Annotated in this window: 2 protein-coding genes; both read left to right on the top strand. The window is 62.2% G+C overall.

What is annotated here, in order from left to right:
- A partial coding sequence (locus ABD385_RS41135) for a LamG domain-containing protein (protein WP_344585390.1) occupies window positions 1-716 on the top strand: 716 nt, incomplete at its 5' end.
- Window positions 717-841: 125 nt separating this feature from the next.
- Window positions 842-1,409: LamG-like jellyroll fold domain-containing protein (locus ABD385_RS41130; protein WP_344585388.1), on the top strand; the 568-nt coding region annotated here is incomplete at its 3' end.

Raw genomic sequence — 1,409 nt, 5'->3', positions numbered from 1 at the left:
TCCAGTCCGCCGCCACGCCGGCCGATGCCCAGGCCCTCGCCAACGGCCAACTCCCCGCACAGCTTCAAGAACTCGCCACCTTCACCCTGGATGAAAAGTCCGGCAGCGCGCATGTCAGCGGCGGCAAAGGCGCAGGCTCTGTCGCGACGTTGGCCGGAGACGGTGCCCAACTTGGTGTCGAGGGCAAGTTCGGCACCGCCCTGCACCTCAACGGCGCCTCCGGATACGCGGCGACGGCGGGGCCGGTGGTGGACACCACGAAGTCGTTCTCGGTGTCGGCTTGGGTCAAGCTCGACAACAAGGACCGCAACCACACCTTCTTGTCGCAGGCTGGTGATCGTGCCAGCGGTTTGCAGCTGTATTACTCCAAGGACCTCGACAAGTGGGTCTTCAACCGCCACGGCGGTGACACCGACAGCACCACCATCGTTCGCTCCACCAGCGCCGATGCTGCGCAGGCCGGTGTGTGGACCGAGCTGACCGGTGTGTACGACGACACCGCCAAGACGATCCAGCTGTTCGTCAACGGCAAGGCCCAAACTGCGGCTTCCTTCACCACACCGTGGCAGGCACGCAGCGCCCTCCAGATCGGCCGCCTCCTCTACAAAGGCGCCTGGCAAGAACACTTCGCCGGAACCATCGACAACATCCGCGTCTGGGACCGGACCGTCGGGGCCGAGGACATCGCCAACGAAGGCATCCGCGTCAAGAAGTAGCGGTTAACGCTCCGCATCTCTCTTCGGGGTCTGCTCCGGTCTGCACTGTCGGAGCAGACCCCGAACCTCACAAGCGCGAGAGTTTTCTCCTGCGCGCTTTCACGTGCATTCAATGAGGATTTGAAATGAAAATGCCGGGCAGGGTCAAGCTGCCGTTGATTTCGATGTCGGCGCTTTCAGTGGCCCTCTGGACACTCGCGTCATGTGGTGTAGTTGGACCTTCGGCTGATGCGCAAGCCCTGGGGATCGATACCCCTCCCCTAGTCGAGAAGGTGAATTTCCCGCTGGATGAAATTGCGGGAACGAGGCGTGTGTCGGGTGGCGTACCAGGAGAGGTCTTCGCGGAACTGGCCGGCGGCGCCGAACTGGGAGCTACCGGAAAATCCGCTACGGCCCTGAAACTCAATGGCACCTCTGCCTACGCAGCAACAGCAGGGCCCGTGGTGGACACCACCAAATCCTTCTCCATATCCGCTTGGGTCAAGCTCGACAACAAAGACCGCAACCACACCTTCCTCTCCCAGGCCGGTGAACACGCCAGCGGCTTCCAGCTCTACTACTCCAAAGACCTCGACAAGTGGGTCTTCAACCGCCACGCCACTGACACCGACAACACCACCATCGTGCGTGCGGTGAGCAAGGATGTTGCGCAGGCAGGTGTGTGGACGCACCTGACCGGCTCTTACGATGCGG

The sequence above is a fragment of the Streptomyces lunalinharesii genome (assembly GCF_039532155.1).
Taxonomy (GTDB): domain Bacteria; phylum Actinomycetota; class Actinomycetes; order Streptomycetales; family Streptomycetaceae; genus Streptomyces; species Streptomyces lunalinharesii.
The sequence above is the reverse complement of the archived record's forward strand: the minus strand, read 5'-3'. Positions and strand labels throughout refer to the sequence as shown.